The 24,822-nt window shown below is 64.1% G+C and carries 18 protein-coding genes and 1 tRNA gene; 9 read left to right on the top strand and 10 right to left on the bottom strand.

Annotation, left to right across the window (positions count from 1 at the left end; genetic code table 11):
* The first annotated feature begins 10 nt into the window (after positions 1-10).
* The 8 genes from OUZ45_RS01345 to OUZ45_RS01380 all read left to right on the top strand — a co-directional run bounded on the left by OUZ45_RS01345 (position 11) and on the right by OUZ45_RS01380 (position 10,317).
* Positions 11-1,702 carry a M48 family metalloprotease gene (locus OUZ45_RS01345; RefSeq protein WP_266168079.1) on the top strand — a complete coding sequence of 564 codons (1,692 nt, stop codon included), beginning with the start codon at positions 11-13 and terminating at the stop codon, positions 1,700-1,702.
* A 138-nt stretch (positions 1,703-1,840) separates the two neighbouring features.
* A complete protein-coding gene (gene phoB / locus OUZ45_RS01350) occupies positions 1,841-2,530 on the top strand; it encodes a phosphate regulon transcriptional regulator PhoB (RefSeq protein WP_266168081.1) in 690 nt (229 codons plus the stop codon).
* 73 nt (positions 2,531-2,603) lie between these two features.
* Complete coding sequence (gene phoR / locus OUZ45_RS01355) at positions 2,604-3,872, top strand: phosphate regulon sensor histidine kinase PhoR (protein WP_425601654.1); 1,269 nt, start codon at positions 2,604-2,606, stop codon at positions 3,870-3,872.
* Positions 3,873-4,008: 136 nt separating this feature from the next.
* Complete coding sequence (ppk1, locus tag OUZ45_RS01360; protein ID WP_266168083.1) at positions 4,009-6,111, top strand: polyphosphate kinase 1; 2,103 nt, start codon at positions 4,009-4,011, stop codon at positions 6,109-6,111.
* Between the two features lie 90 nt (positions 6,112-6,201).
* Positions 6,202-7,719 (top strand): Ppx/GppA phosphatase family protein, encoded by a 1,518-nt coding sequence (locus tag OUZ45_RS01365; RefSeq protein ID WP_266168084.1) that lies wholly within the window; start codon positions 6,202-6,204, stop codon positions 7,717-7,719.
* Between the two features lie 93 nt (positions 7,720-7,812).
* A complete protein-coding gene (locus OUZ45_RS01370) occupies positions 7,813-8,529 on the top strand; it encodes a peptidylprolyl isomerase (protein WP_266168339.1) in 717 nt (238 codons plus the stop codon).
* Between the two features lie 8 nt (positions 8,530-8,537).
* Entirely contained in the window at positions 8,538-9,269 is a 732-nt protein-coding gene (locus tag OUZ45_RS01375) for a UDP-2,3-diacylglucosamine diphosphatase (RefSeq protein WP_266168085.1), read from the top strand.
* A 112-nt stretch (positions 9,270-9,381) separates the two neighbouring features.
* On the top strand, positions 9,382-10,317 hold the full coding sequence (locus OUZ45_RS01380) for an alpha/beta hydrolase (protein WP_266168086.1): 936 nt from the start codon (positions 9,382-9,384) through the stop codon (positions 10,315-10,317).
* Positions 10,318-10,910: 593 nt separating this feature from the next.
* Here OUZ45_RS01380 and OUZ45_RS01385 read toward each other — a convergent pair.
* The 10 genes from OUZ45_RS01385 to OUZ45_RS01430 form a co-directional block, all read right to left on the bottom strand.
* Positions 10,911-11,003, bottom strand: a tRNA-Ser gene (locus OUZ45_RS01385).
* A 72-nt stretch (positions 11,004-11,075) separates the two neighbouring features.
* Positions 11,076-11,282: a carbon storage regulator CsrA gene (gene csrA, locus OUZ45_RS01390; RefSeq protein ID WP_266168087.1), complete on the bottom strand. Its 207-nt coding sequence runs from the start codon at positions 11,280-11,282 to the stop codon at positions 11,076-11,078.
* 261 nt (positions 11,283-11,543) lie between these two features.
* The gene (alaS, locus tag OUZ45_RS01395) at positions 11,544-14,180 is read right to left on the bottom strand and encodes an alanine--tRNA ligase (protein ID WP_266168088.1); all 2,637 of its coding nucleotides are present in this window, start codon (positions 14,178-14,180) and stop codon (positions 11,544-11,546) included.
* A gap of 51 nt (positions 14,181-14,231) precedes the next feature.
* Positions 14,232-14,744, bottom strand: coding sequence for a regulatory protein RecX (locus OUZ45_RS01400; protein ID WP_266168089.1), 513 nt, complete (start codon positions 14,742-14,744; stop codon positions 14,232-14,234).
* Positions 14,745-14,854: 110 nt separating this feature from the next.
* A complete protein-coding gene (gene recA, locus OUZ45_RS01405; RefSeq protein ID WP_266168090.1) occupies positions 14,855-15,892 on the bottom strand; it encodes a recombinase RecA in 1,038 nt (345 codons plus the stop codon).
* A gap of 134 nt (positions 15,893-16,026) precedes the next feature.
* Positions 16,027-16,536, bottom strand: a complete 510-nt coding sequence (locus tag OUZ45_RS01410; RefSeq protein WP_266168091.1) for a CinA family protein — start codon at positions 16,534-16,536, stop codon at positions 16,027-16,029.
* 120 nt (positions 16,537-16,656) lie between these two features.
* Positions 16,657-18,951 carry a TonB-dependent siderophore receptor gene (locus OUZ45_RS01415; protein WP_266168092.1) on the bottom strand — a complete coding sequence of 765 codons (2,295 nt, stop codon included), beginning with the start codon at positions 18,949-18,951 and terminating at the stop codon, positions 16,657-16,659.
* Positions 18,952-19,170: 219 nt separating this feature from the next.
* Positions 19,171-20,163 carry a FecR family protein gene (locus tag OUZ45_RS01420; protein WP_266168093.1) on the bottom strand — a complete coding sequence of 331 codons (993 nt, stop codon included), beginning with the start codon at positions 20,161-20,163 and terminating at the stop codon, positions 19,171-19,173.
* Positions 20,163-20,717: an RNA polymerase sigma factor gene (locus tag OUZ45_RS01425; protein WP_266168094.1), complete on the bottom strand. Its 555-nt coding sequence runs from the start codon at positions 20,715-20,717 to the stop codon at positions 20,163-20,165. Before OUZ45_RS01425 ends, OUZ45_RS01420 begins: the two co-directional genes overlap by 1 nt.
* Positions 20,705-21,694 (bottom strand): VirK/YbjX family protein, encoded by a 990-nt coding sequence (locus OUZ45_RS01430; RefSeq protein ID WP_323137504.1) that lies wholly within the window; start codon positions 21,692-21,694, stop codon positions 20,705-20,707. Before OUZ45_RS01430 ends, OUZ45_RS01425 begins: the two co-directional genes overlap by 13 nt.
* Before the next feature lie 454 nt (positions 21,695-22,148).
* Here OUZ45_RS01430 and mutS point away from each other — a divergent pair, with 454 nt between their 5' ends.
* Positions 22,149-24,722, top strand: a complete 2,574-nt coding sequence (gene mutS, locus OUZ45_RS01435) for a DNA mismatch repair protein MutS (protein ID WP_266168095.1) — start codon at positions 22,149-22,151, stop codon at positions 24,720-24,722.
* Positions 24,723-24,822 lie beyond the last annotated feature (100 nt).

Genomic DNA, 24,822 nt, shown 5'->3' on the forward strand with positions numbered 1-24,822 from the left:
TCACCCACCTATGCGCATGGCACCACGCACCTTCCCCACCCGTCTCCTGACCGCCCTGATCTGCGCCGGCCTGACCTTCGGAGCCGGCGCCCAGGAACACACGGTCCGCCTGCCCGACCTGGGCAGCTCGGCCAACGCCCTGGTCTCCCCGCAGGAGGCGCAGGACTACGGCGCCGCCATGCTGCGGCAGATGCGGGCCATGGACATGGTGGTGGACGACGCCTTGCTGGACGACTACGTCAACGACCTGGGCTACCGCCTGGTCGCCAGCAGCGACAAGCCGAAAGATCATTTCTCGTTCTTCATCGTGAAGGACTCGGTGATCAACGCCTTTGCCGCACCCGGCGGCTATATCGCGGTGAATTCGGGCCTGATCACCATCACCAACAGCGAAAGCGAACTGGCCGGTGTGATCGCCCACGAAATCGGCCACATCACCCAGAATCACCTGCAGCGAGCCTTCGAAGCGTCGAAAAAAGATGCGCCGTTGCTGGCCCTGGTGCTGCTGGGCGCTATCGCCGCTGGCGCGGGCGCCGGAGCGGGTGATGCCGGTGCCGCTGTGCTGATGAGTGGCCAGGGCTTGATGATGCAGCGGCAGATCAACTTCACCCGCAAGGACGAAGTCGAGGCCGACCGTGCCGGCATCCAGACCTTGGCCAATGCCGGCTTCGATCCCAACGCCATGGCCAGCTTCTTCGAGCGCATGCAGGACACCTTGCGCGCAGGCTCTGCTGGCGACCGCGATGTGCCCGAACTGCTACAGACCCATCCGGTGACGTTGTCGCGCATCAGCGACGCCAAGTCGCGCGCCAGCGCGCTGGTCGCCGAGCAGAAGCAGCGCCCCGCCTCCCCCACGCTGGTCAAGAGCCAGTGGGAAAAAAACACCGCGCCGATCGCTTACGTGAAGGATCCGACCGCTCTCAGCAGCCGCAACAGCAAGGGCGGCCTCGACACCTATGCGCTCATGCGCGAACGCGTCCGGGTGTTGTCCGAAGACGCCCTGCAGCAGAGCACCTACTACGCCTCCAATCTGGAAAAGCAGCGCGGATTCGACACACCGGCCAACCGCTACGGCTACGCGCTTGCTCTCACTCGCAGCGGTCGCGGCGCCAAGGCCATCGACGAACTGCAGCCACTGCTCAAGTCCAACCCTGACAACCAGATCCTGCAGCTCGCCCTGGCCGACGCCAAGCTCCAGGCCGGTCACCGTGCGGAAGCGCTTTCGCTGTACGCCGAGCTCAACCGGGAGTCGCCTCGCAACCACGCCATCGCCCTCGGCTATGCGAAAGCACTTACCGATGGCGGGGCCACCGCCGAAGCGGTCCAGGCCGCCGATATGCTGCGCCCCATGCTGGACAACGCCGTGGAGCCGGAGCTGTACCGCAGCTACGCTCGCGCCAGCGACAAGGCCGGTGACCCGGTTCGCGCCGGCGAGGCCTACGCCGACGCCAGCTACCTGTCGGGCCGCCCCTTCGACGCCATGGAGCAGCTCAAACGGCTGCTGAAACGCCCCGATTTGGACTACTACGCCCGCGCCCGCATCCAGGCACGCATCAGCGACCTCACCCCCCTGGTGATGGAGCTACGCAAGCGCAAGGTGCAGACCGAAGACAACCCCGATGGCCACTCCCAGCAGCTGCGGAAGCCCTCGGACAGCTGCACCGGCCGCCTCTGCTTCAACGTGATGGGCGACTCGCACTGAGCATTCAGGCGGGCTCCCGCCCCATCCAACGCACGTTCACGGGGATTTTTCGTACCGATATTGTGAAATGTCATCGCGACGTAACATTGGACCGCTGCAATATTTGCGTCATAGGCCAACCCGAGCGGACCACATCGCGTGCACAAACGCATACTGATCGTTGAAGATGAAGCATCGATCCGCGACATGGTCGCCTTTGCCTTGCGCAAAGCCGGCATGGACGCGGCCCACGCCGCCGACGCGCGAGCCGCCCAGATATCCATCGCCGAGCAGGTCCCCGACCTGATCTTGCTCGACTGGATGCTGCCCGGTACCAGCGGTCTCGAACTGGCTCGCCGCCTGCGCAAGGAGGAGCTGAGCCGGGAAATCCCGATCATCATGCTCACCGCCCGCGGCGAGGAAATGGACCGGGTCAACGGGCTCGAGGCCGGTGTGGACGACTACGTCGTCAAGCCGTTCTCTACCCGCGAACTGGTCGCGCGCATCAAGGCGGTGCTGCGGCGCAGCCAGGGCGACGACGGTTCCGGCATGGTCGAACTCGGTGGCCTGCGTATCGACGGCCCCGCCCATCGCGTGTTCGCCAGCGATGACGCGGTGCCAATCGGCCCCACCGAATACCGCCTGCTTTACTTTTTCATGACTCACCCGGAACGGGTCTACTCCCGCGCCCAACTGCTCGACCACGTATGGGGCGGCAGCGTGTACGTGGAAGAGCGCACCGTCGACGTGCACATCCGCCGCCTGCGCAAGACGCTGGAACCGTGGAAGCTCGACGACATGGTGCAGACCGTGCGCGGTGCCGGCTACCGCTTCTCAGCCAGCGTCTGATCCGGTTTGGGGGCTCGGCGGCGTTTGCCGATATGCTTGCTCGCCATTTTGGCGTCCACGGCTTAACTCCCTCATGTCCCAGCCCTCCGACCGCTTCTGGAAACTGCCGGCCGCACTCGCGGCCGGCCTGGTTGTCGGTGGACTGCTGGGATGGCTGGCCGGGGGGCATGTCGCCACTGGCGTCGCGCTGGTCGCTTTCGCCGAAATCGTCTTGCTGCTGACTCGAATCCGTCATGTAACACGGCACATCATGCCGGCGAACCCCACTATCAGCCCCTTGCAACATGACCGCTTCATGACGCGCTCCCGTCGCATCGCTTCCAGTCTGCGCGATTTGCGCAGCGCCGCCGGCAGTCTGCCCGACGCCGTCGTGCTACTCGACAATGACCAACACGTGCGCTGGTTCAACCACGCTGCCGAAGATTTGCTCGGCCTGCGTCGCCCCCAGGATCGCGGCACTGCGTTGCACGAGCGGATGGGCACCACCGAATTGGCCGGCTGGCTGCATGATGGCGCGCACGAGCCGCTCAACGACGTGATCGCCCCCGGCCATCCAAACCGGCACATCAATGTCACCCTGTTGCCGTTTGGCCGTCGCCAGCGCTTGCTGCTCGCCCGCGACATCAGCCATCTGACCCGGCTTGAGCAGATCCGCCGCGACTTCGTGGCCAACGTATCGCACGAGCTGCGCACGCCACTCACCGTCATTCATGGCTATCTCGAGCTGATCGATCCGGAAGACGTTCCGGAACTGGCGCCCGTACTCGGCGAAATGCGTGCGCAGTCCAAGCGCATGGGCCAGATCGTGGAAGATTTGCTGACCCTGTCGCGCCTGGAAACCCAGGACCATGTGACCGACGAACGCGTGCCCATGACGCCCCTGCTGGCGACCATCCGCAAGGAAGCCGAGGCGCTGAGCCAGGGGCGCCACCACATCGCCATCGAATCCATCGCCGAAGCCGATCTGCTCGGTTCGCCCAAGGACCTGCACAGCGCGTTGTCCAACCTGGTGAGCAACGCCGTGCGCTACACCCCTACGGGCGGCAGCATCACCATCCGCTGGAAGCGCACGCCCGCAGGCGCCACGTATTCGGTCAGCGATACCGGCTTCGGCATCCCCGCTACCCATCTGGCGCGATTGACCGAACGCTTTTATCGCGTGTCCTCCAGCCGCTCGCGCGACAGCGGCGGCACCGGCCTGGGCCTGTCGATCGTCAAGCACGTGTTGAACCTGCATCAGGCGCGACTGGAGATCGAGAGCGAACCCGGTCAGGGCTCGACCTTCTCGTGTTGCTTCGGCCACGAACGCTTACTGAAACCCGGCATGCAGGACGACGTCTAATCGCTGGCCCGTAGGAGCGCACAGGGTGCGCTCCTACAAAGACCCGTGCGGCCTGGGTGAACAACCGCCGAGCAGCCCATCACACTACGCGGCGCTGCCGCATGTGCTTCCTGGCGCTATCGGCCAGAATGATCTCATGCGTCGTAAACCTGTCACATCGTCCCCCGTGATCGACCGAGCTGCCCCCGAGCTGTACCTCAGCCGCGAACTGGCCGCCCTCGAATTCAATTTCCGCGTACTCGCCCAGGCGCGCGACACACGCGTGCCGTTGCTGGAGCGCCTGCGCTACCTGAGCATCGTCGCCAACAATCTGGACGAATTCTTCGAGGTGCGCGTGGCGATGCTCAAGCATCACCACAGTTTCGGCTCGGCCGCGCCCGGACCGGACGGGTTACCTTCCGGCGAGTTGCTCACGCGCATCCGCAAGCGTGTGCTGGACCTGGTCTCCGAGCAGTACGCCACCTGGCAGGACGAGTTGAAGCCGGCACTGGACGCCGAAGGTATCCACTTCCTCACGCGCGACCGCTGGAATGAACGCCAGCACCGCTGGCTGCAAGGCTACTTCGAAAATGAAGTGCTGCCGGTACTGTCGCCGCTGGGGTTGGACCCAGCGCATCCGTTCCCGCGCATTCTCAACAAGACGCTGAACATCGCCGTGGTGTTGAAAGGCCGCGACGCGTTCGGGCGTGAAGGCCACATGGCGCTGGTGCGCGCGCCGCGCTCGCTGCCACGCATCATCCGCCTGCCCAATGAAGTGTGCGGGCCGGGCGACCACTACGTCTTTCTCGCCGAGCTGCTGCAGGGTTTTGTCGACCAGATGTTCCCCGGCTTCAAAGTGGCTGGCTCGTACCAGTTCCGCGTTACCCGCAACAGCGAGCTGATGGTGGAAGAAGCCGAGGTGGACAACCTCGCTCGCGCGCTCAGCGAGGAACTGCTGGGCCGCGGCTACGCCCGCCCGGTGCGACTGGAGATCGGCACCGATTGCCCGAAGGCGATCGTGTCCATGTTGATCGCGAACTTCGAGCTGGAAGAGAGCGACGTCTACCGTTGCGACGGCCCGGTCAATATCATCCGCGCCGCTACCATCTACGATGGCCTGGACCGTCCCGCGCTGAAATTCCCGCGTTTCACGCCCCAGCTACCTAAGGCCTTCGACGCCAGCAAGTGCAAGTTCGAAGTACTGCGCGAACGCGACGTGTTGCTGCATCACCCGTATGAGTCGTTCGCCGCCGTGGTGGATCTGCTGCGCCAAGCTTCGCAGGATGCGGAGGTGCTGGCGATCAAGCAGACCCTGTACCGCGCCGGTGCCGACACACCGCTGGTGGATCTGTTGGTCGAGGCCGCGCGCAACGGCAAGGACGTCACCGTGGTAATCGAGCTGCGCGCGCGTTTCGACGAGGAAGCCAACATCCGCCTTGCCACGCGTCTTCAAGAAGCCGGTGTGCAGGTGGTCTACGGCGTGGTGGGCTACAAAACCCACGCCAAGATGCTGCTGATCGTGCGCCGCGAAGGTGAGTTGCTGCGCCGCTATGTGCATCTATCCACCGGCAACTACCACCAGGCCAACAGCCGCGCCTACACCGACATCGGCCTGATGACGGCCAACCCGGAGATCGGCGAGGATCTGCACAAGATCTTCCAGCAGCTCTCCGGGCTGGGTCCGATGATCCAGCTCAAGCGTTTGCTGCATTCGCCGTTCACGCTGTACAAGAGCGTGGCCGCCAAGATCGAGCGCGAAACAGCGCATGCCTTGGCCGGCCGACCGGCGCGGATCGTCGCCAAGCTCAATGCCCTGAACGAAGCACACGTGATCGAAGCGCTCTACCGCGCTTCGCAGGCCGGCGTGGAGATCGACCTGATCGTGCGGGGCGCCTGCACCCTGCGCCCGGGTCTGCCGGGCATCTCCGAGCGCATCCGTGTGCGTTCCATTGTCAGCCGCTTTCTCGAACACAGCCGCGTGTACTGGTTCGCCAACAACGGTGCGCCAGAGACTTACTGCGCCAGTGCTGACTGGATGGAGCGCAACCTGATGCGTCGCATCGAGGTGGCTTTCCCCATTCTCGACCCGGTCCTGGCGCAGCGCGTGTATGACGAAACCCTGGTCAATTACTTGGAAGACAACACCCAAGCCTGGTTGTTGGAAAGCGACGGTCATTACATCCGCGCCCAGCCGTCCGAAGCCGCGCCACACGACGCGCAGCAGTTCCTGCTGGACAAGCTCAGCCCGACGACGGCCTGAAAAACCGCGACATCCCGACCTGCGCCGGGCTGACGCGTCTGGTTCCGTGCGTGCGAGAATCCACTCTCATCTGCACGGAACGAGCCCCGCATGAGCCAAGGCGATCAGATCCAGATCAAGGACGGCGAACTGATCGCCGCCGTGGACATGGGCTCCAACAGCTATCACATGGTGGTGGCGCGGGTGGAGCACGGCGAGCCGCGCGTGATCGACCGCCTGCGCGAAACCGTGCGCATGGCCGCCGGCCTGCGCGCCGACGGCACGCTCGACGCCGAACATCGCGCCCGCGCATTGAACTGTCTGGCCCGCTTCGGCCAACGCATTGCCGGTGTGCCGTCGATCCGCGTACGCGCCGTGGCCACCAATACCGTGCGACGACTGGCTTCGCCCCAAGCGTTCCTGACCGCAGCGGAGACCGCACTCGGCCATCCGGTGGAAATCGTCTCCGGCCGCGAGGAGGGCCGCCTGATCTTCCTGGGCGCCTCGCATGATTTGCCTGCGTCGCGTGAAAACCGGCTAGTGATCGACGTGGGCGGCGGCAGCACCGAGTTCATCATCGGCCGCGGCCTGGCCCCAATGCATACCGAAAGCGTGCAGGCGGGCTGTATTGCCTCCACTTTGCGTTTCTTTCCCGGCGGCAAGCTCAACCGCAAACGCTGGCAACGCGCCAGCAGCGAAATCGGCGTGCTGCTGCAGCAGTTCGCCGAGGACTATCGCGAAGCAAGCTGGGTAGAGGCCTTCGGCTCCTCCGGCACGGCCAAGGCGATCGGCTCGGTGGTGCAGGCCATGAAGTTCTCCGACGAAGGCGTCACGCCTGCGTCGCTCGCCTTGCTGCGCGACGCGCTGATCGACCAAGGGCAGATCAGCACCCTCAAGCTGCCCGGCCTGGCCGAGGATCGCGCACCGGTGATTGCCGGCGGCGTAGTGATCTTCGAGGCCGCTTTCGAAGCCCTGGGCATCGAGCGCCTGCGCGTGTGCGAAAGCTCGATGCGCGAAGGGCTGTTGTGGGACTTGCTGGGCCGCGCCGGCGGCACCGACCCGCGCACCGCCAGCATCGACGCGCTGGCCTCGCGCTACGGCGTGGACCGTGCGCAGGCACGACGTGTGGAATCCACCGCCCTGATGCTGTTCGATCAAGTCGCCAAGGCCTGGAAGCTGGACGGCGAGGCGCGCGAGTGGCTGTCGTGGGTGTCTCGCGTGCACGAGATCGGCCTGGCTATCGCGCACAGCCAGCATCACCATCACGGCGCCTACATCCTGCGCCATGCGGATCTCGCAGGCTTCTCCCGGCAGGAGCAGCAATTGCTGGCTGCTGTCGTGGAGTCGCATCGCCGCAAGCCGGACAAGGCGCAGTTCTCGGCCCTGCCGCAGCGCCACCGCACACTGGCCCGCCAGATCACTGCCCTGCTCCGTCTGGCCGTGCTATTCCGCCGCGCCCGTCGTGCCGAATCATTGCCGCAGATGCGCCTCGCAGCCACCACCCAGCGGCTGCGCCTGGCGCTGCCTGGCACTTGGCTGGAACAGCATCCGCTCACCGAGGCCGACCTCGAACAGGAGCAGGCTCCCATGTCGGAGCTTGGCCTGAGCCTCGCCCTTTCGGCCGTCTGAATCATGCCGTCCATCAAATGGCCCGCTCGTTTTAAGCCTAGCCTCACTCCTGCCGCGTATGATGCTCCGATGCCCGACGCCGCCCGAACCGCCATGCAACGATTCCTGCTCGCCGCCCTGCTGCTGATCCTGCCATTCACGCTCGCTGCACAAGCCGTCAAACCAGCGGCCATGCCAGCAGTCCAGGCCCACCCACAGGTGGTGGTGCACACCTCGATGGGCGACGTCACCCTTGAGCTGTATCCGGACAAGGCGCCCAAGAGCGTTGCCAACTTTCTGCAGTACGTACGGGACGGCTACTACAGCAGCACCGTGATGCACCGGGTGATTGCCGGCTACATGGTGCAGGGCGGCCTGTACACCCGCGACCTGCAGCCCAAGCGCACCCGCTCGGCCGTGCCCAGCGAAGCGGACAACGGTCTTTCCAACCTACGCGGCACCATCGCTGTGGCGCGCGGAGCCGATCCGAATTCCGGCACGTCCCAGTTCTTCTTCAATCTGGTCGACAACCGTCGACTGGACTTCGTGGGCAACCAGAGTGGCCTCACCTGGGGCTTCACCGTCTTCGGCAAGGTGGTGAAGGGCATGGATGTGGTCGACAAGATCGCCACCCTGCCCGTTCGCGCCCTCGGCCCGTTCGCCAATGACGTGCCCAACCCTCTGGTGATCATCAACGGCGCCAACGTGGTTGGCGAAGAAACCCCTGCTTCAGCCGCCACCAGCGCTGCGCCTCCTGCACCCGCCAAGATCGCGCCAGCACCAGCACCGGCCTCCAAGCCGGACAAGAAGCACAGCAAAACCAAGGGCTGATCCACCCGATGCACACCCTGTTCATCGCCGACCTGCATCTGGACGCCAGCCGCCCGCAGATCACCCGGCTATTCGAGGATTACCTCGCCAGCGGCGAAGCACGCCAAGCCGATGCGCTCTATATCCTCGGCGACCTCGTCGAAGCCTGGATCGGCGACGACGACGATGCCGAGTTGCCGCAGCGCATCGCCCATGCGACCGGATTGCTGCGCGAGTCCGGCGTACCGGTGTACTTCATGGTGGGCAATCGCGACTTCCTGCTCGGCGAAGACTTCGCTCGCCGCGCCGGCCTCACCCTGCTCGAGGACGGCACCGTACACACCCTGTACGGCCGCCCCACACTCATCATGCATGGCGACGTGCTGTGCACCGATGACATCGCCTACCAGGCCGTGCGCAAGCAAGTGCGCACGCCGGAGTGGAAGGCACAGATCCTGTCCATGTCATTGGCAGCGCGCCGCGCCTTCGCTGCCAAGGCGCGCGAAGACAGCCGCGCGCATACGGGCAGCACCATGGAGACCATCATGGACGTGAATGATGGGGCGGTCGCCGCGGCGATGCGCCATGCCGGCGTGACGCGCCTGATTCATGGACATACCCATCGACCGGCCATCCATCGCTTCGATCTGGACGGTCGGGAGGCCGAGCGGATCGTACTGGGCGATTGGTATGAGCAGGGGTCGGTGTTGCGGGTGACGGTGGAAGGAACAGAGTTGCGGGGATTGGCGCTAGGCGATTAGCCCCTCAAACGTCATCGCTCCGCCGCACGAAGGTCTCAGCGCTTCAGCACCATTGCTCGCTTGGGTGTGCCCTCTTGCACATCCGCACACAGGCCATCGGTGAAGCGAGCTCATGGAGACCCCAGGCTTCAAGCAAAGGATCGCGCGCTACATAGGGCGTGCCCTGCGCCACCTGCTCTTTCTGGCTATCGCGGGTGCTGTCGCGCTTTGGGGTGCGGGCTTTGCCCTGACCCATCCAGCTCAGCGCGACGTCGGCCAACCGCCGCCAGACCTGCCTGCCCAGACCATCGTCTTTCCGAGTGCTTCCGGGCAGCTTGTGCACGGCTGGCTTGTTCCCGGCATCAAGGGCCAGGGCGCCATCCTCCTTCTGCACGGAGTGCGCGCCAACCGGCTCAGCATGCTTGGGCGCGCGCGATTCCTTCACGCGTCCGGGTACGCGGTTTTGCTGATCGACTTTCAGGCCTCTGGTGAAAGTCCAGGGCAAGCTATCAGCTTCGGCTACCGAGAAGCAGGGGATATTGAAGGGGCTCTTCGATACCTGAGGGAGGCCGCACCGGGAGAACGCGTCGGTATCGTGGCAACCTCCATGGGCGGCGCAGCTAGCTTGCTCGCCGAGCCCTTGCCTGACGTCGACGCCATCGTGCTCGAACAGGTTTATCCCACGATAGAGCAAGCATTGAAGGATCGGTTGAAGCTCCACCTCGGCGTGCCCGGGACATGGCTGGCGCCGCTCATGCTGGCGACATTGCCGATTCACCTGGGTATTTCACCAGCTCAGCTTCGGCCGATTGATCGCATTGGCAGGCTGCAGGCACCCAAGCTGCTTATCGCTGGCGATCAGGATCAACACACGCTGATCGACGAATCGCGTGCCATGTTTGAAGCTGCTGCGGAGCCGAAGGAGTTTTGGGTTGTCGAGGGGGCGGCGCATGTCGATTTGTATCGTTATGCGGGAGGGGCTTATGAGCAGCGAGTGGGCTGCTTTCTGGGGCGTTGGTTGCGGGATGAAGTGGCGAGCAGCAAGTGTGCTTTCGTGGCGAATCGCTGATAGCAAAATCGCAGGCGACGCGCGGACTTCGATGAAGCGCATCATGGCGTGAAGGGAGGGATTGTTCGGCCCATCCATGGGCCTCACCCCTACGCGCGTTGCGCTTCGGGGCCAGCCTGCGGCTGTCCTTGTCGTTCCAGACGAATTTGTCGAACCGGTGGGTTCGTCCACACCTCTCTCTCCGCCAGATACGCAAAACGCCCCTCCACTTCGATGAAGCGCGTCATGGCGTGAAGGGAGGGATTGTTCGGCCCATCCATGGGCCTCACCCCTACGCGCGTTGCGCTTCGGGGCCAGCCTGCGGCTGTCCGAATTCGTTCCTGACGAATTCGTCGAACCGGTGGGTTCGTCCACACCTCATCTCTCCGCCAGATACGCAAAACGCCCCTCCACTTCGATGAAGCACGTCATGGCGTGAAAGGAGGGATTGTTCGGCCCATCCATGGGCCTCACCCCTACGCGCGTTGCGCTACGGGGCCAGCCTGCGGCTGTCCAAATTCGTTCCAGACGAATTTGTCGAACCGGTGGGTTCGTCCACACCTCTCTCTCCGCCAGATACGCAAAACGCCCCACTAGGGGGCGTTTTGCGTATCTGGCGGAGAGAGAGGGATTCGAACCCTCGATAAGGCTTTTGACCCTATACTCCCTTAGCAGGGGAGCCCCTTCGGCCTCTCGGGCATCTCTCCGTTTTTATTCCGCATCTCTGCGGAGCCGGCAAGGATACTGACCGGCGCGGTCGAGGTAAAGCTTTTTGATCGTCAGTGTTCGCCGTTACCGCCGGAGTTGCCGCCATCCGGCTCGTGCTCGTTCTTGATCCGCTGATAGATCTCTTCGCGATGCACGGCTACGTTCTTGGGCGCATTGATGCCGATACGCACCTGGTTGCCCTTCACGCCCAGGACGGTGACGGTCACCTCGTCGCCAATCATCAGGGTTTCACCGACCCTGCGGGTCAGAATCAACATGTTTGCCACTCCATGAAAGCTATGTGGTCATAGGCCATCAGATGGTGAAACCTCACCCCTGAGCAACACCATCTGTAGTTCGACGAACTGTCCATCGAAGGCCCTACCGCCTTCCCCGGCTCAACGGCAAGTTACCCTAAGGGACCCTCGCCGCCTATCGGCACCGCAACAAACGGTGCCGACATTCATCCGATACTAGCCGAGCGCAAGTGCCCTGCGCAATGCATCCGACCTGTGGTAAGAGGCCCGTTCACCTTGGTTTTAGCCGGCCAGGCGCCCGCCGATCCAGCCCGGCAAACCGGCCAGCAGCGCGGGAAGCTGCGCTGTGTCGGTACCGCCGCCCTGGGCCATGTCGGGGCGACCGCCGCCCTTGCCGTCGATCTGACTGGCCACGTGCGCCACTACATCGCCTGCCTTGACGCGCCCCAGCGCCTTGCCGTGTACGCCCGCCACCAGGGATACGCGGCCATCGACCGCGCCAGCGAGCAGGACCACACAATCCGCAAGCTGCTGCTTGAGCTGGTCGACGCTGTCGCGCAGTGCCTTAGCGTCCAGGCCCTCAAGACGCGCCGCCACGACCTTGATGCCGTCCACGTCATGCGCGGAGGAAGCAAGATCCGCGGTGGCCGAACCGGCCGCCTTGGCGCGCAGGGACTCCAGCTCGCGCTCGAGCTTCTTCTGCTTGTCGAGCAACTGACGCAGCTTCTCCACCACCTCGTCGCCGCTGGTGGAGAGCAGCTGGGAGAGTTCGCCCAGACGGCGCTCCTCGTCGACCACGTAGGCCAGTGCACCAGCACCCGTGACCGCCTCGATTCGGCGTACACCGGAGGCCACGCCGGCTTCGCTGACGATCTTGAACAGGCCGATGTCACCGGTGTGGCCGACATGAGTACCGCCGCAGAGTTCGGTAGAGAACTCACCCATCTTCAAAACTCGGACCTCGTCGCCGTATTTCTCGCCGAACAGGGCCATCGCACCGAAGTCGATCGCATCGTTGTAGCCCATGTGGTGCACTTCGGCCGGCACGTTGCGGCGCACCTCGGCATTCACGATGTCCTCGATGCGGGCCAGCTCCTCGTGGCTCATCGGCTTGAAATGGGAGAAATCGAAACGCAGGCGATCAGGCGCGACCAGCGAACCCTTCTGCGTGACATGCGCGCCCAGCACCTGACGCAACGCGGCATGCAGCAAATGCGTGGCGGAGTGGTTGAGCACCGTGGACTGGCGCCGTGCGGCGTCGACGTCCGCTTCGACGCTGTCGCCGGTACGCAGTGGCTGTGCACCGTGCCAGCGCCCGGCATGACCGTGGAACACGCCACCCATTTTGAGCGTATTGATCACCTCAAAACGGCCGGCACTGTTCGACAACCTGCCTGTGTCGCCAATCTGGCCACCGGATTCGGCATAGAACGGGGTGCGATCGAGGATCACCAGGCCTTCGTCGCCCTCGGCAAGCTGCTCGACCTGCTTGCCGCCGCGCACGATGCCGACCACCTTGCTGCCCTGGCTCCACAAGGTTTCATAGCCTAGAAACTCCGTGGGCTTGAGCTGGCTGGCCAGCTCGGCCGGCATTTGGCCCTTGGCTTCGAAGCGGCCGCCTTCGCGGCTGCGCTCCTGCTGTTCCTTCATGGCCTGCTCGAAGCCTTCCATGTCCACCATGAGCCCGCGCTCACGCGCGATGTCGGCGGTGAGGTCGACCGGGAAGCCGTAGGTGTCGTACAGGCGGAACGCATCGGCGCCGGGGATGGTGCCGCTAGCCTTCAACGCAACCGCATCGAACAGGCGCATTCCATTTTCCAGCGTCTCGCCGAAGCGCCGCTCCTCCGTGCGCAGCGCCTCTTCCACGAAGGCCTGCTTGGCAGCCAGTTCCGGATACGCCTCGCCCATCTCCTCGACCAGCGGCTTCACCATCTTCCAGAAGAAGTCGCCGCGCACGCCGAGCATCCAGCCATGACGCAAAGCCCGGCGGATGATCCGGCGCAGCACATAGCCACGACCTTCGTTGGACGGAAGCACACCGTCGACGATAAGGAACGAGCAGGCGCGAATGTGATCCGCGATCACGCGCAGTGACTTATTGCCCAAGTCCTTGGTGCCAGTGAGCTGGCTCGCCACGCGAATCAGGTGCGCGAACAGGTCGATCTCGTAGTTGGAATGCACGTGCTGCAGCACGGCGGCCAGGCGCTCCAGGCCCATGCCAGTGTCCACGCACGGTGCCGGCAGCGGTGACAGCGTGCCGTCGGGCGCGCGGTCGAACTGCATGAACACGAGGTTCCAGATCTCGATATAACGGTCGCCATCTTCGTCCGGCGAACCGGGCGGGCCACCGGCGATCTCCTCGCCGTGGTCGAAGAAGATTTCGGTGCAAGGACCGCAAGGGCCGGTATCGGCCATCTGCCAGAAGTTATCGGAAGCGTACGGCGCGCCCTTGTTGTCACCGATGCGCACGATGCGTTCGGCAGGCACGCCAACTTCCTGGTTCCAGATGCCGTAGGCCTCGTCATCCGTGTGGTAGACGGTGACCCACAGCTTGTCCTTGGGCAGCTTGAAAACGTCGGTCAGCAGCTCCCAGGCGTAACGGATCGCGTCGCGCTTGAAATAGTCACCGAACGACCAGTTGCCCAGCATCTCGAAGAAGGTGTGATGGCGGGCGGTATAACCCACCGAATCGAGATCGTTGTGCTTGCCACCGGCACGCAGGCAGCGCTGCACGTCGGCCGCGCGCGCGTACGGCAATTTCTCGCTGCCGAGAAACACGTTCTTGAACTGCACCATGCCCGAGTTGGTAAACAACAGGGTCGGGTCGCTGGCCGGCACCAGCGAGCTGGAGGGCACGATGGTGTGGTCCTTGGAGCGGAAATAGTCGAGGAAGGCGGAGCGGATTTCTGCAGTTTTCATCGGTTCGTGGCGGCAAGCTGCGGAGGCCACACCACGGCCGTGTTGGCGCGATCAGTCGCTTTCGTCGCCCAACTCGTCCACTTCGGCGTGGGTAAGACCTCTTACTGTGGCGGCGGGAAAGCCTCTACGCAAGAGAAATTGCGCCCGGCGAGCCCTTTCGGCGGGGTCCGCTACGGCGACGGTGCCGTAGCGGCGGCGCAACTGGGCGGCCGCGGACTCGGCCCAGTCGACATCGGCCTCATCCAGCAGCTGACGGATGCGCGCGTCGGACAGGCCGTGACTTTTCAGCTCGGCGCGCAGGCGCAGTGGACCGTAGCCCTGGGCGGCACGACTGCGCACCAGCATCTCAGCGAAGCGATCGTCGTCCTGATAGTGCTGCTCGCCGAGGCGGTCGAGGGCATCGGTAGCTTCGTTGCCGGCGTAACCGCCTTGGTTGAGTTTCCGTTTGAGCTCGCGGCGGGAATGTTCACGGCGCGCGAGCAAACCCAGCGCCTTGTCGTAGGCGCTGCGCTTGGGCTTGGGCTTGGGCTTTTCTTCGCTGGATTTGTCGCGGTTACGGCTCATGGCGTGAAGCCGTGTCGGAAGCGCATGCAGGCGTGTCGCAAGGGTTTACCCCTCCCTACCCCTCCCCCGCAAGCAGGGGAGGGGTAGGGCTTATTGATCCCAGGGGGAGATCAAGCTTCCTCGAGCGCCGCTTCCGAACCAGCGGGCGCACCCTTGCCGGAAGTAACCAGAAGACGCGCACGCAGTTCCTGGTCGACCTCGTTGGCGATGGCCGGGTTGTCGCGCAGGAACTGGCGCACGTTCTCCTTGCCTTGGCCGATGCGATCGCCCTTGTAGCTATACCAGGCGCCCGACTTGTCGATCAGGTTCTGCGCCACGCCCAGCTCGATGATCTCGCCCTCACGCGAGGTGCCCTCACCGTAGAGGATCTCGAACTCGGCCTGGCGGAACGGCGGGGCCACCTTGTTCTTGACCACCTTGACGCGGGTCTCGGAGCCGATCACTTCCTCGCCCTTCTTCACCGCGCCGATGCGGCGGATGTCCAGACGCACCGAGGCATAGAACTTCAGCGCGTTGCCGCCGGTGGTGGTCTCGGGGCTGCCGAACATCACGCCGATCTTCATGCGGATCTGGTTGATGAAGATCACCAGGCAGTTGGACTTCTTGATGTTGGCGGTGAGCTTGCGCAGCGCCTGGCTCATCAGGCGGGCGTGCAAGCCAACGTGGGAATCGCCCATCTCGCCTTCGATTTCGGCCTTGGGCGTGAGCGCGGCGACCGAGTCGACCACCACCACGTCCACGGCACCGGAGCGCACCAGCATGTCGGCGATTTCCAGCGCCTGTTCGCCGGTATCCGGCTGCGAGACCAGCAGGTCGGCAACGTTGACGCCGAGTTTCTCGGCATAAGTCGGGTCGAGCGCATGCTCGGCATCGACGAAGGCCGCGGTGCCGCCGTTCTTCTGGCAGTTGGCGATCACCTGCAGGGTCAGCGTGGTCTTGCCGGACGACTCCGGACCGTAGATCTCGACGACGCGACCGCGCGGCAGGCCGCCGATACCCAGCGCGATGTCCAGGCCAAGCGAGCCGGTCGAAACCGTATCAATGGCGTCGTCCACCCGATCGCCCAGCCGCATGACCGCGCCTTTGCCGAACTGCTTTTCGATCTGGCCGAGGGCGGAGGCGAGCGCCTTGCGCTTGTTGTCATCCATCGTCTTGTATCCCGAGTTGCTGAAAGGGTTGGCTGTTGTATCCATGATGCGCTGGCCGTGTCTCATGGGCTGCGATCATCCAGATGGGGCAGTATCCCATACTGATCAAGCGGGTCCCGTGGCCGACACGCGCATCATTCCGTCAGCGCTTTCCTTACACCCGTGAGCGCCGCAGCCACGGTCTGGCGTCGGATCGCTTCGCGGTCGCCATCGAAATGGAACTGTCGGGCATGGGCATAACCGCCACGGCGCTTCCAGCCGATCCATACCGTGCCAACAGGCTTCTCTGGGGTGCCGCCACTGGGGCCGGCAATACCGGTCACCGCCACGGCCACGCCGGCGCCAAATCGGGCCAGTGCGCCGGAGACCATTTCCAACACGGTCTCCTCGCTCACCGCGCCGGTCTGTTCCAGCGTGCGCGGATTGACGCCCAGCAGCGCCTCTTTGGCCTCGTAGCTGTAGGTCACCACGCCAGCGTCGAACCAGGCCGAACTACCGGGCAGATCGGTCAAGCTCTTGGCAATCCAGCCGCCAGTGCACGATTCGGCCGTAACCAGCATCAACTTGGCTGCCTGCACCGCGGCGGCTACGTCACTGGCTAGCGCCAAAAGCTCGGCATCGGTAGGAACGGACAACAACTGCATAAGGAACTCTCACTAATTTGAACGTCACAGCCCGCCATCGCGTGAAGCCGCCCGTTCTACCCTCTAAACACAGCAACGCCAAGACTTGACGATGGGCAACACTTGCTCAACCTGCCGCTCTCAGAACGCATAGGTCCCCGTGAGCAGAACCGTACGACGCCGATAGAGCGGCACGAAGGTTTCGTCAAAATCTTCGCCGTACAAACGCCGTCCCCATAAGTTCTTTGCGCCGAGCGTCACGCTCCAGTTTTTCGCGTGATAGAACACATTGGCATCCACGCTGGCCTGCCCCGGATTGTTGAACGTCGTGGTGCCATCCGTGAACAGCCCGACGGCACGGCTGCGGGCATGCACGCCTCCAGCCACGCCCCAGCCGTGCAGCGCCGCCGATTGAAATGCGTAGCTGGTCCACAGATGAAACCGTTGCCGGGGCGCTCCCGTGGCCAGTGAACCATCGTGGTTGTGGATGCGCGCATACGTGTAACTGGCACTGACATCCCAACCCGCAACCAACTGGCCGTTGAACTCCACCTCCACCCCCTTGTTCGTCTGGCCAGGACCGGGAATACCGAAATAGGGCGGCTTGGGCGAATAAGCATCCGTGCTGTGGTCAAGCATGATGCGATACCACGACATCGTCAGGCGGGCGCGATTCTGGAAAAGGTCGAACTTGACCCCCGCCTCAACCTGTCGGGACAGCGCCGGCAGCAGCGGACGGCCGCTCTGTCCAAGCACCGTATCGGGCTGGAAGCCACTGGTAGTGCTGGCGTAGACGGAAATACCCGGGCTGGCCTTGTAGACCACACCCGCATTGGGCACCCAATGCACCTGATGCCTGACCCAAGGCGAGCCGTCGAGATGGTTGGTGGAGAGCAGGTAGGCTGCACGCCGCAACGCCAGCAACACATCCCAGCGTTCGCCGAGCTTGACCTGATCCTGGAGAAACAGGCCGCTGTCGGTCACCCATGGCTCGCCGGACGTACTGCTACTACTCGAAGGTACGACCAGCGTGCTCACTGGCGGCAATCGCCCCCCGGAAAAAAAGTTGTACGTGCCGTCACCGATGCTCGCCTGAGCGTCATCGATACGACCGATACGAGCGCGCGAATAGTCGAAGCCGACCACGACCGTATGCCGCACGCGCCCCTGGTCGAATGTCGCCACCACATCGTTCTGCAAGGTGTAGAACGCATCCGAATAGCGATACAGGTCGGCGGTTGCGTAGACGTCGCCCGAGGGCGATGGACTATCCAGGTACCAGCTCTGCTCGTTAGCGATTTCATGCACGTACTGGCCGCGGCTACGGAACGACCAGGTGTCACCGAACGCGTGCTCGAACAAGTAGTAGTACCGGCTGGTCCTGAACTTGGAATGCTCTTGCGCGTTGCCCAGCAGGATCCCGTCCGGCGAGGCCGAAGACAACGAGTCGCCCAGCAGCATCGTGTGATCGGGCACCGGAACCCGGTTGACGGTGCGCGCCATGCCCACGATCAGCTGCGTGCCCTGCCCCTCCCAGCCGAGCGACGGTGCCACGTAGTTATTGCGCTGCCCCACATAGCCCTGCGCCGTACGATCTGTACGTTCGCCGGAAACCACCAGCCGGTACATCAGCCCATGGTTCGCGCTCAGCGCGCCGGCAAAGTCCGCGCCCAACTGGGCATCGCCGTGGTCACCCACGGCGTAAGTCAGCATGTGAATGGGCTCGCGCTGCGGCTTCTTCATGACCAGATTGATCAGGCCGCCGAAATTATTGTTAGAGGAGACGTCGCCGAGGATGGCCTGCGGCCCCTTCAGCACTTCGATCCGCTCCACGCCGATCAACGGCGGCAGATCCCCTACTCCGGCAATGCTGTTGGGCATGCCGTCGGTCATGCCGTTGCCCGTATGAAAGCCGCGTATCTGGAACTGGGGCAAGCCGATGGAGCCATTGATATATTGGACGCCGGCAATACCCTTAACCGCTTCGGCCACCGTACGGGCCTGTTCCGAGTCCATCAGGTCGCGAGTCACCACACCGATCGACTCCGGCACATCGCCCAGATCGGAATCGATGCGGGTCGTGCTACTCGTGGCGTCGCCCCGATACCCGCTCTCAAACAAACCCAGCGCATGCACCGGCGCAAGCTGCTTCGCCTCGGTCACGGATGCCACCGGCGATGCCGTCTTGGCCGGAGCAGCGGCAACAGCTGCGGGCAGCGGCCTCACCACCACCGTGCCCTCATCGATGTACTCGAAGCCCAGGCCCGTGCCTTCCAGCAGCAAGGACAGCGCCGCATCAGCGGTAAAACTGCCCTGCACGCCGGTAGACCTCAGCCCGGCGACCACATGGCCTGCGGTAAGCACCTGCACATTGGCTCGCTTGCCAAAGGCGAACAACGCCGTGGAAAGCGGTTGCGCCGGAATGGCGAAATCCATTCGCGCGTGCAAAGTCGTCCCATCTGCCGTGCCAGTCGCCGCTCCCCATGCGGGCGACGACGCCAACCAACTGCAAGCGAACAGCAACGCGAACCGACTCATGGCATCCGCAATCCCCAGGCGAAACCACAAGTGTGGCATGCGCAAGAAGCAAGCGGACGTGCGATCAGGGCTGCCTATGGCGTGGAAGACCGGCTGACAGCCCTCGAACCTTACGCCTTACTGACGCGACTCTTGTGCAGCCCTGGAAAGAACCACTTCGCCCGGGCTGGCACTGACTCGAACCGGAAGAACTTGCGGCAGCGCATCCAGCCAATGATCGATGGCATCGGTCTTGATGGTGCCGGTAAACGCCAGGTTCTCCAGACCCGCATCGGCAATCCGAACAGGGCGTGCCGCGTAGCGATTGAGGTTGGCAACCACCCTGCCCAGCGGCTCGTTGTCGAACTCGAGGCGATCGTCGCGCCAGGCTGTGGCCTGCCCAGGCTGGAGGTTGCCAACACGCATCGCCTGCATGTCGGGATCGTACGAAATCTGCTGGCCTGCGACCGCTTCAACCGTACCTTGCGCGCTGTCTCCCGCCGCCACCTGCACACGCCCTTCCGTGACCGCAATCGTCACGCTCCGCCCCGTGCGGCGCACGTCGAACGCCGTTCCCACATCGCGAATGGTCAGTGCGCCCGCCGTCACCACAAACGGCTTTTGCGCATCGTGCGCCACCTGGAAGAACGCCTCGCCCTCGCTCAGCTCGACCTGCCGACGATCACGCGTAAAACGCATCGCAAACCGGGATGCGCCGCCAAGCGCCACCTGAGTCCCGTCCGGCAACAGGATGTCGCGATTCTGCGCCACAGCGCTGGTGTAACTCTGCGAAACGACACCCGGGGCCAAGACACTCCAGACAAGGTAGCCGCCCAGCACCAGCGCCACCATGCTCGCCGCCGCCGCGATGGGCAGCCAGCGACGCGCGGGTGCCGCCGGTAGAGCGAACGCCTTGGCGAACGAGCGCCGTGTCACCTCATCGAGCGTTCCCATCTGCTCACCCAGGGCACTTATGCGCTCGAATGCCTCGAGGTGACGCACATCCGCGTGAGCCCATTCGAGCCATTCCTGCATGGTCTCTTCCGCAATTTCCGGCTCGCGCAGGCGCAGCCACCAGTCCGCCGCTGTCTGCAGTATGTGTTCGTCGATCATCCATCCGGCCTTGGACATCAGGGCATCTCCAATTCGTCGAGCCGCGCGCGGCAATGCGCAAGAGCACGGGTCACGTGATAGCGCACCATGCGCTCGCTAAGTTTCATCGCCTGCGCGACCACACCAAAGTCGCGCCCTTCGATCACATGCTCCCGAAAGGCGTAACTCGTCTTGTGCGGCAGTTCGCGCAGCGCCTCGTGCAGACCATGCAGTTGTTCCACGGCCATCGCTTGCTGCTCCGGCGCCGGGGCCATGGGAATCTCATCCGGCCTCGGTTCGGCGGCCACGCGGGCACGCACCGCATGCCGGCGCATGCGATCCACGGCAAGATTCATCGCTGTGCGGAACAGATAGGCCCGAAGGTCATCGACCTGCTCCGGACGCTCCATCGTTAGCATGCGCACGTAGGCCTCCTGCGCCACTTCCTGCGCATCGGACAACGACCGGAGCCGGCACTGCAGAAACGCGACCAGAGCGCGATGGTGCTCCCGGCACAGCTGCTCGACCTGCGCCACGTGCGACGGCGCCGTGGCGTTCGTTGCGGAATGGACCATTGGTTTCAAGGTATCCAAGCGACTTCCAATGAGAGACGTGGCATGGGTTCGGAACGCGGTCCCACGCATCTCTCGTCCATAGCGAGATTCCCCGACGCGCCCTCGCCTAGCGCAAGGGTCAACAACCGATCCGCTTCAGCGCGCATCGCCTCGCGTCGGCGAAACGCAGAACGGTGATGGCTTGGCACGTCAGCCTCGGTTTTCCGGTCAAGCGTTGCGGGGAGCAGGAACCAGCCGTCGTCACCCTGGACGCCCTTCTGCTCCTGCCAGAACGCATCGTAGTCTGCCTGAAACCGGCGGCCACGGCGGCGTAGCGGATGGGCATCGTTACCCACGGCAAGGATATGCCCGATCCCACCATGCTTGGCGAACGCATACGCCAGAGACAGCATCAGCTGCTTCGGTCGCAGGCCATGCATCTGACGCGTGAGGTCGCGAACCATATCTCTGCTGTCCGCCCCATCCGGCCCCTGCAAGCAACCGATCGCCAGGGTGGAGCCGTCGTCGATCACAGTGAACACCAAGCGGTACAACACGCGGCCTTCGGCATTGCTGAGAACAAGGCCCAGCTCGCCCTCACATCCCTTGAAAATCGACGGGCGCAAGCTCAGCGTCAACACGCGGCCATCCTTCATCACCAGTTCGCCCAGCGATGCCTCGCCGTTGACATAGATCGCCTCGAACAGCGGAGCCGGCAAGCGGGCCAACATGAACCGGTAGTGCGACAACAAGCACAGCAAGCGTACGCGGCGACTCCAATGCGTGTTCACGAAACGATGCAGATGCCGCTCCAGCAGGCGGGGATCGCGGAGCCGACAGGCGTACATGCGTGGATCGTCGTGGATGAAATCCACGTACCACCGGTGCAAGACCGGGAGGCTGGCACAGCGACCAAGGTACTTGACCGCCGCGCTGCAGCGCTCATAAAAACTGCCGGACCAATCATGACGACCGCGCAACGACACGAACCAGCGGGATGTCGCGCGATGAGACACGCCAGCACCACGGATGGACTGGCCTGATCCCTGGCCCAGCCACCGTTGACCGGCGCCATCTCCCGGGCCTACCCAAAGGAATCCGACGTCCGCCCCAAGCGCCTCGGGGCCAAGTTGATGGATGGATGCGTTCAACGCCGACTCTCAACGTAATCATTCGATCCTTCCATGACGCGCGAGTCGACCGATCTTGAAATGGCGACGCGAAATCCGCCTCCAAAGCCCGCAACGAGGCGAACCTTGGTGCGCAGGACGAGGCTCTCCACCGCTTCGCGGGCCCGTTCCGGCATACTCTGCAGCCTTGCACGCCCTCGCCTGTTCCTCGGGCTACGCCAAGGCAGCAAGTTCCCCAACAGCGATGACGAGCCGCACGGCCTGTTCGCCGCACGTCCATGACGTCCAGGCCGCACGCACCGCGCCGGCTCCACCACAAAATGATGTGACTCAATCAGCGATGACGATCGAAAAAACGCCAGAGCACACGCCGTTCATGCGGCAATACCTGTCGGCCAAGGCCGAGCACCCGGAAGTGCTGCTGTTCTTCCGCATGGGCGATTTCTACGAGTTGTTCTACGACGACGCCCGCAAGGCGGCACGACTGCTCGACATTACCTTGACCCAGCGCGGCCAGTCGGCCGGCCAACCGATTCCGATGGCCGGCGTGCCGTACCACGCAGCGGAAAACTACTTGGCCCGGCTGGTACGCCTGGGCGAATCGGTGGCGATCTGCGAGCAGATCGGCGACCCCGCCCTGTCCAAGGGGCCAGTGGAACGCAAGGTGGTGCGCATCGTCACGCCGGGTACGGTGACCGACGCCGCACTGCTGGAAGAACGCCGCGACAATCTGCTGCTCGCCATCGCTGCCGGTGCACAAGGCGCCTACGGCCTCGCCTGGGTAGACCTGACCAGCGGCCGTTTCCTCCTGAGCGAAGTGCCGAGCGCCGAAGCGCTCGCCGCGGAGCTTGCGCGGCTGCAACCCGCCGAGACACTGGTAGACGAAAGCGTGGCCTGGCCGAAACTCGTCAGCGCCCTGCCCGGCCTGCGCAAGCGCCCACCGTGGCATTTCGACAGCGACGCCGCACGACGCGAGCTGAATCGATTCTTTGGCACGCGCGACCTCGGCGGCTTCGGTGTCGACAACCTGCCCATGGCCATCGCCGCAGCCGGCTGTCTGCTGGGCTACGTCGAGGAAACCCAGAAAAGCGCGCTGCCGCACCTCTCCGGCATGGCGGTGGAAAGCGCCAGCGAAACCATCGCACTGGACGCCGCCACGCGTCGCAATCTGGAACTGGACACCCATCCCAGCGGCCGCACCGAACACACTCTGCTCGGCGTGCTCGACGAAAGCGTCACGCCGATGGGCGCGCGTCTGCTACGCCGGTGGTTGAATCGCCCCTTACGTTCGCGCGAGCTGCTGCGCCGCCGCCATCAGGCTATCGGCGCACTGATCGACACTCGCCGCCATGAAAGCCTGCGCGACCAGCTGCGCGGCATCGGCGACCTGGAACGTATCCTGGCCCGCGTCGCCTTGCGCTCTGCGCGGCCACGCGACCTTTCCACTCTGCGCGACGGCCTCGCCGCCGCGCCCGTGTTGCGCGCTGAGATCACCACGCTGGACAGCCCGCTGCTGCACGCCTTGGTCGAGCGCATCGGCGACCACGCGGACCACGCCGCGCTACTCACTCGCGCCATCGTGGCGCAGCCGCCGGTGCTGCAACGCGACGGTGGCGTCATCGCCGACGGCTACGACGCCGAGCTGGACGAATTGCGCCGCCTGGCCACCAACGCCGATCAATACCTGGTCGAGCTGGAAGAGCGCGAAAAGGCCGCCAGCGGCATCGCAACGCTCAAGGTTGGCTACAACCGCGTGCACGGCTATTACATCGAGATCAGCAAGGGCCAGGCCGACAAGGCCCCCACGCATTACACGCGTCGCCAGACCACCAAGAACGCCGAGCGCTACATTACCGAGGAACTGAAGACCTTCGAGGACAAGGTGCTTTCGGCCAAGGAGCGCTCGCTGATGCGCGAGCGTGCACTGTACGAAGCGCTACTCGACACGCTCACCGAAAAACTCGAGCCACTGAAGTCCGCCGCCGCCGCGATGGCCGAGCTGGACGTACTCGCCACGCTGGCCGAACGCGCCACCGCGCTGGACTGGAGCGAGCCGGTATTGACTGACGAGCCAGGCATCGCCATCGAGCGTGGCCGTCATCCGGTGGTGGAGAAAGTCCGCGCGGAGCCGTTCGAACCGAACGACCTGAAGCTCGACGATGCGCGCCGCATGCTGGTGGTCACCGGCCCGAACATGGGCGGTAAGTCCACCTACATGCGCCAGAACGCGCTGGTCGTGCTGCTGGCACATATCGGCAGTTACGTGCCGGCGAGTCGCGCAGTGATTGGTCCGATCGACCGTATCTTCACCCGCATCGGTGCGGGCGATGATCTCTCGCGCGGCCAATCCACCTTCATGGTGGAAATGAGCGAGACGGCGAACATCCTGCACAACGCTACCGAACTGAGCCTGGTGCTGATGGATGAAGTCGGTCGCGGCACCAGCACCTACGATGGCCTCGCGCTCGCACGTGCCGCCGCCGTGCATCTGGCGGCCAGCAGCCGCGCCTATACCTTGTTCGCTACGCACTACTTCGAGTTGACCGAGCTGGCCAACGAATACACCACCATCGCCAACGTGCACCTCGACGCAGTCGAATATGGCGAGCAACTGGTCTTCATGCATGCCGTGAAGGAAGGCCCCGCCAATCGCAGTTTCGGCTTGCAGGTGGCCGCCTTGGCCGGACTACCGAAATCGGTGATCGCCGATGCGCGACGCACGCTGGCTGAGCTGGAACGCGGCATGCATCAGCAAGCTTCTGCGCCGAACCCCAAGGCAGAGAACTCACCGCAGCTGGGTTTGTTTGCGTCGGCGCCGTCGGCTGCCGAGCGTGCGCTGGGGGAAGTCGATCCGGACGCACTGACGCCACGCGAAGCGCTTGAAGTGGTTTATCGGTTGAAGGCGTTGCTTTGAGCGTTTGAGATGGGAGGGCTTGCCACAAGGGCTTACCCCCTCCCAGCCTCCCCCTGTCCCACGGGACTAGCTTCGCGTCGCAAGCAAGGGGAGGAGCTAG

The sequence above is a fragment of the Dyella subtropica genome (assembly GCF_026283965.1).
GTDB classification, from domain to species: domain Bacteria; phylum Pseudomonadota; class Gammaproteobacteria; order Xanthomonadales; family Rhodanobacteraceae; genus Dyella_D; species Dyella_D subtropica.

Excerpts from the sequence above, each read along its gene's own strand:
- alaS (WP_266168088.1), bottom strand. The coding sequence starts at position 14,180 with ATGAAAACTGCAGAAATCCGCTCCGCCTTCCTCGACTATTTCCGCTCC.
- OUZ45_RS01345 (WP_266168079.1), top strand. The coding sequence starts at position 11 with ATGCGCATGGCACCACGCACCTTCCCCACCCGTCTCCTGACCGCCCTG.
- OUZ45_RS01415 (WP_266168092.1), bottom strand. The coding sequence starts at position 18,951 with ATGGATTTCGCCATTCCGGCGCAACCGCTTTCCACGGCGTTGTTCGCC.
- OUZ45_RS01380 (WP_266168086.1), top strand. The coding sequence starts at position 9,382 with ATGGAGACCCCAGGCTTCAAGCAAAGGATCGCGCGCTACATAGGGCGT.
- OUZ45_RS01410 (WP_266168091.1), bottom strand. The coding sequence starts at position 16,536 with ATGCAGTTGTTGTCCGTTCCTACCGATGCCGAGCTTTTGGCGCTAGCC.
- OUZ45_RS01420 (WP_266168093.1), bottom strand. The coding sequence starts at position 20,163 with ATGTCCAAGGCCGGATGGATGATCGACGAACACATACTGCAGACAGCG.
- ppk1 (WP_266168083.1), top strand. The coding sequence starts at position 4,009 with ATGCGTCGTAAACCTGTCACATCGTCCCCCGTGATCGACCGAGCTGCC.
- mutS (WP_266168095.1), top strand. The coding sequence starts at position 22,149 with ATGACGATCGAAAAAACGCCAGAGCACACGCCGTTCATGCGGCAATAC.
- recA (WP_266168090.1), bottom strand. The coding sequence starts at position 15,892 with ATGGATGACAACAAGCGCAAGGCGCTCGCCTCCGCCCTCGGCCAGATC.
- csrA (WP_266168087.1), bottom strand. The coding sequence starts at position 11,282 with ATGTTGATTCTGACCCGCAGGGTCGGTGAAACCCTGATGATTGGCGAC.
- phoR (WP_425601654.1), top strand. The coding sequence starts at position 2,604 with ATGTCCCAGCCCTCCGACCGCTTCTGGAAACTGCCGGCCGCACTCGCG.
- OUZ45_RS01365 (WP_266168084.1), top strand. The coding sequence starts at position 6,202 with ATGAGCCAAGGCGATCAGATCCAGATCAAGGACGGCGAACTGATCGCC.
- OUZ45_RS01370 (WP_266168339.1), top strand. The coding sequence starts at position 7,813 with ATGCAACGATTCCTGCTCGCCGCCCTGCTGCTGATCCTGCCATTCACG.
- OUZ45_RS01375 (WP_266168085.1), top strand. The coding sequence starts at position 8,538 with ATGCACACCCTGTTCATCGCCGACCTGCATCTGGACGCCAGCCGCCCG.
- OUZ45_RS01400 (WP_266168089.1), bottom strand. The coding sequence starts at position 14,744 with ATGAGCCGTAACCGCGACAAATCCAGCGAAGAAAAGCCCAAGCCCAAG.